This is a genomic window from Kitasatospora sp. NPDC091207, from assembly GCF_044768625.1.
Lineage (GTDB): Bacteria > Actinomycetota > Actinomycetes > Streptomycetales > Streptomycetaceae > Kitasatospora.
Genome location: NZ_JBIVVS010000061.1, coordinates 1 through 5,286 on the forward strand (window position 1 = coordinate 1; position 5,286 = coordinate 5,286).

3 protein-coding genes and 1 pseudogene are annotated in these 5,286 nt (G+C 71.3%); all 4 read left to right on the plus strand.

What is annotated here, in order from left to right; all coding sequences use genetic code 11:
* Nucleotides 1-99: pseudogene (locus tag ACIQTO_RS38035) on the plus strand (ATP-binding protein); the annotation flags it as partial.
* A 401-nt stretch (nucleotides 100-500) separates the two neighbouring features.
* Entirely contained in the window at nucleotides 501-3,956 is a 3,456-nt protein-coding gene (locus ACIQTO_RS38040) for a nitrate- and nitrite sensing domain-containing protein (RefSeq protein WP_402398245.1), read from the plus strand.
* 10 nt (nucleotides 3,957-3,966) lie between these two features.
* Complete coding sequence (locus ACIQTO_RS38045) at nucleotides 3,967-4,380, plus strand: roadblock/LC7 domain-containing protein (protein WP_360642581.1); 414 nt, start codon at nucleotides 3,967-3,969, stop codon at nucleotides 4,378-4,380.
* A gap of 161 nt (nucleotides 4,381-4,541) precedes the next feature.
* Nucleotides 4,542-5,243 carry a DUF742 domain-containing protein gene (locus tag ACIQTO_RS38050; protein ID WP_402398247.1) on the plus strand — a complete coding sequence of 234 codons (702 nt, stop codon included), beginning with the start codon at nucleotides 4,542-4,544 and terminating at the stop codon, nucleotides 5,241-5,243.
* Nucleotides 5,244-5,286 lie beyond the last annotated feature (43 nt).

Below are 5,286 nucleotides of genomic sequence, written 5' to 3' on the forward strand. Positions count from 1 at the left end.
GACACCCCCGTCATCACCCTCGACGCCCGACGACGCGACAGCGCCAAGAGCGCCCTCATCACCCTCGTCGAACACGCCCTCCTCGCCCGCCTGCGCTGAGCGGAACCCGCAGGTCGGCGGCCCCGGCACCCCACCGTCACGGTCGGGCGCCGGGGCACCTCCGGCTACGGGACGGGTGTCCTCCGGGCGGCCCGCGCAAGACCCCCACATAAGCGGCGGATAACAGTTCGGTAGGCATTTTGTGATCAACAATGACCATGTGTAGCGATTTAGCATCGCTCAGCGCCAGAAGACCACGGTTTTGCTCCACGATGTCGGCGAATGTCCGAATTGTGCATCAGCGGGCCAGTACCGACACCTGTTTGTCCCCCATCCCTGCACGTGCTGAAATTCCAGCTACCCCTAAATCCATTACGGCAGTCCCACCCAGCAGCGGGCCGCTGCCAGGGGTAGCGCTGGATTGATCCATGGCCGCCAATCGGCCGAGAGGTTGTTGTCGAGTGAGGCGTAAGCAGCAGGCCGCCCCGCAGCGGCGCTCCGAGCCCCGCCAGAGCGAGCCGAACGGTAACGCAACGGACCAGGCCGGATTCTCCGCGTTCACGCCGGTCGAGGAGCGCCCGCCGGCCCCCGCGCCGAAGTCGCCGACCGCCTCCGCGGAGCACCGTGGCGGCGGTTCCGGGGACGACGGGAGCGGCGGCAGGGCCAACAGCCGGTACGACTTCCTCCGGCCCCGCAACTGGCGCGTGCCGGCCCGTCTGATAGCCATCCTGCTGATCCCGGTCATCATCGGCCTGGTCTTCGGCGGTCTGCGCGTCAACACCTCGGTCGACGGCTACGTCAAGGCCTCGCGCGCCGAGAAGACCGCCCGCCTGGCCAAGGCGGCCACCGAGCTCGCCGAAGCGCTGGAGAACGAGCGCGACAAGACGCTCAGCCCCCTGCTGACCGGCCAGGACCCGAACGGCGACGTCGCCAAGACCCGCGCCACCACCGACGCCGCGATCAAGGCGTACAACGCGGCCTACGAGGCGACCGACAAGTCCGCCGAGCTGCCCCACCGGCACGCGGCCTTCCAGAGCTCCGTCGTCTTCCTGCCGCACCTGCGCGACACCGCCTACAAGCCGGAACTGTTCGCCACCGCGACCCAGTCCGCCTACTCGGTGATGCTCGCGCCGCTGCTGGCCTACGACAACTCGGTCGGCCTCGGCAGCAGCAACATCACCAGCAAGGGCCGCGCGATCTACGCCATGTCGCTGGCCAAGGCCTCGGCCTCGACCCAGCGCGCGCTGATGCTCCACCTGCTGGTCGGCATCTCGGCCCAGTCCACCACCCGGTACGAGAACACCGACCTGATCCAGCAGCTCCTGGTCTCCCAGAAGCTGGAGCAGGTCTCGCTCTCCGAGTTCAACACCGGCAGCGCCCCCGAGGACGCCAGTCGGTACGCCGACGCCCAGGTCGCCCAGGCCGCCGCCGACCAGCGCGCCGCCTACCGGATGCCGAACGGCAGCGCGCCGACCATGACGGGCCTGCTGGGCCTCGGCGCCGCCTACACCCAGGCCGCCGCCGAGGGCCAGTCCAAGGGCAAGGCCGCCGCCGACGCCGCCTACAAGGAGGCCAAGGACTCCGGCCTGACCAAGGAGAACTGGGAGCAGGCCTCCAACACCCACATCGCCAGCCTGCGCGCCACCGAGGTCGCGCTGCTGGACGACGTCCTCCACGACGCCGCCGACCTGCGGGACAACGCGCTCTACGACGCCATCCTCAACTCGGCGATCGTGCTCGCCGCGCTGGTCCTCGCCGGTGTCCTCACCGGTTACGTGGCCCGCTCGATGATTCTGGGCATGCGCACCCTGCGCAACGCCGCCCTGGAGATCGCCGACCACCGCCTGCCGGACCTCGTCGAGAAGCTCTCCAAGACCGACCCGGACCGGGTGGACACCTCGGTCAGCCAGATCCCGCTGCACGGCAAGGACGAGATCGGCGAGGTCGCCCGCGCCTTCGACCAGGTCCACCGGCAGGCGGTCGCGCTGGCCGCCGAGCAGGCCCTGCTGCGAGGGAACGTCAACGCGATCTTCACCAACCTGTCGCGCCGCAGCCAGAGCCTGATCCAGCGCCAGCTGGCGCTGATCACCGACCTGGAGAACAACGAGGCCGACCCGGACCAGCTGGAGAACCTCTTCAAGCTGGACCACCTCGCGACCCGTATGCGCCGCAACGGTGAGAACCTGCTCGTCCTCGCGGGCGAGGAGGCCGGCCGCCGCTGGAACACCCCGGTCCCGCTGGTCGACGTGCTCCGCGCCGCCGCCTCCGAGGTGGAGCAGTACGAGCGCGTCGAGCTCTCCGGCATCCCCGAGGCCGAGGTCGTCGGCGCCGCCGTGACCGACCTCGTCCACCTGCTCGCCGAGCTGCTGGAGAACGCCACCTCGTTCTCCAGCCCGCAGACCCGGGTGCTGGTCAACGCCACCCGCCTGCCGGACGGCCGGGTGCTGGTCGAGATCCACGACAAGGGCATCGGCCTCACCGCCGAGGACTTCGCCGAGATCAACGAGAAGCTGGCCGAGCCGCCCACCGTCGACGCCACGATCTCCCGCCGGATGGGCCTCTTCGTGGTCGGCCGGCTCTCCCAGCGGCACGACGTCCGCGTCCAGCTCCGCCCCTCGGGCGAGTCCGCGGGCACCACCTCGCTGGTCATGCTCCCGCCGTTCCTGACCCAGATGGGTCCGGCCCCGGAGCCGGAGGAGCAGTTCACCGTCTCCCGGATCTTCGCCGACCAGGAGCCGTCCGCGGCCGACTGGGCCGCCGAGGTCCAGAACCAGCCGCGCAGCGCCGCCGAGCTCGGCTTCGACGACCACCTCACCGGCAACGGCAACGCCGGCTCCAGCGGCTTCAGCCCGGCCCTGGAGGCCGTCCAGCGCTCGCAGCGGCTCGACCAGGTCCGCCGTGCGGCCCTGGAGTCCGGCCCGCACGGGATGTCCGAGCAGCCGGTGGTCGACGCCGAGGTCGAGGACGAGTACCCGGCGTACGGCCGGCGCAACGACGACGGCTACGGTCCGGATGGCCAGGACGGCCAGGACGGCCAGTACGCCCAGCAGGGCTACGACGGCTACGCCGACGGGCAGTACGGCTACGGCCAGGACGGGTACGCCCAGGACGGGTACGCCGGGACCGAGTACGGGCAGAACGACTACGGCCAGGACGCCTACGGCCGTTTCCCGCAGCAGGGGTACGGCGACGACCAGTACGGCCAGGGCCCGAACCAGGGCCAGGGCCAGGGCCAGGACGACCAGTACGGCCAGTACGCCCAGCAGGGCTACGACGGCTACGCCGACGGGCAGTACGGCACCGAGGAGGCCCCCGCCGGCCACCCGTACAGCCCGGAGCCGCCGGCCCTGCCCGCCGCCACCCTGCCGTCCGGGCTGCCGCAGCGCCGCCCCGGCCAGCAGTTGGCCGGTGGCGGTCCGGGTACCGCGCCGCAGCAGAACGGCGGCCAGGACACCGGCGAGACCCCGAACTGGTTCGCCGGCGCCAAGGACACCTCGGGCCCCACCGAACCGCGTGGCCACGAGGTGTCCGCGCTGGGCGGCTACGGCCCGACCGGACCGACCGGACCGACCAGCGCCGCCTGGCAGTCGCCCAACGACGGTGCCTGGCAGCGCGCCGAGCAGCTGCGCGAGCCCGCCTCCGGTGGGACCACGCCGTCCGGCCTCCCCCGGCGGGTGCCCAAGCAGAACCTGGTGGCCGGCAACGCCAAGCCCACTCCGCAGGACGGGCCGCAGGTCTCCCGCAGCCCCGAGGAGGTCCGCGGCCGGCTCACCAACCTGCGCCGCGGTGTGGAGCAGGGCCGCAGCGCAGGCAATACCGGAAGCTTCCGGATCGACCCCGATCAGGCAGACCCGTCCGGCAACGGACAGCAGAACCGTACCGATCTCTTCGGCGGCTCGAACCACCAGGAGCGTTGAGTTGAGTCAGATGAGCCAGGCCGCACAGAACCTGAACTGGCTGATCACCAATTTCGTGGACAACACCCCCGGGGTGTCGCACACGGTGGTGGTCTCCGCGGACGGCCTCCTGCTGTGCATGTCCGAAGGTTTCCCCCGCGACCGCGCCGACCAGCTCGCCGCCGTCGCCTCCGGCCTCACCTCCCTCACCTCCGGCGCCAGCCGGATCTTCGAGGGCGGCGAGGTCAACCAGACCGTCGTCGAAATGGAGCGCGGCTTCCTGTTCCTGATGGCCGTCAGCGACGGCTCCTCCCTCGCCGTCCTCGCCTCCCCCGACTCCGACATCGGTCTCGTCGGCTACGAGATGGCACTGCTCGTCGACCGCGCCGGCGCCGTCCTCACCCCCGCACTCCGCGCAGAACTCCAGGGCAGTCTCCTGCACTGACGGTTCGTCGGATACCGTCCTGGTATTCGAAGCACCTCCACGCCCGTCCCGGGCCCGCTTCGGCGGGCTCGGGTTCGGACGTTGTACGGCCTTCGCACCACCGGCTCCGGACCTGTGCCAGAGCTCGCACCGCACCGCCGCACCTTGTGAGGAGAGGAACCGTGACACCGCCCGACGACCGCAGCGGCCAGTACGGCGTTCCGTACCCTGGCACAGGCCATGACGCCTTCGGAGCACCCGGCGTCGGCCACGGTCAGCCGTACGGCCAGCCGTACGACCAGCAGCAGTACGGCCAGCCCTACCCACAGGAGCAGTACGGGAACGGCCAGTACGGCCGGCAGCCCTCGTACGACGCGCCCCCGCCCGGCTACCCGGCACCGGGAGGGACCACCGGCCACCTGCGCGGCCGGCACTCCGCCCCCGGCCCGCAGCACGGCCGGCACGGCCCCGGTCAGCACGGCCCCGGTCAGGTGCCGGCCCAGGACCCCGGGTACGTCGAGGAGTTCGAGGACGACTACGACTCGGGCCCGCTGATCCGGCCGTTCGCGATGACCGGCGGACGGACCAGGCCGCGGTACGAGCTGGCGCTGGAGGCGCTCGTCTCGGCCAACGTCGATCCGCAGCGCCTGGCCACCCTGCTCCCCGAGCACCAGCGGATCTGCACCCTGTGCACCGAGGTCAAGTCCGTCGCCGAGGTGTCGGCGCTGCTCTCCCTGCCTCTGGGGGTGGCCCGCATCCTCGTGGCCGACCTGGCCGAAGCCGGCCTGGTCGCCATCCACCAGCCCGCTTCCGGCGGCGAATCCGGAAACCAGCCCGACGTCACGCTGCTCGAAAGGGTCCTCAGTGGACTTCGCAAGCTCTAACGCGGCCGCCCCCACCCGCGCCACCACCTCCGCGAAGATCGTC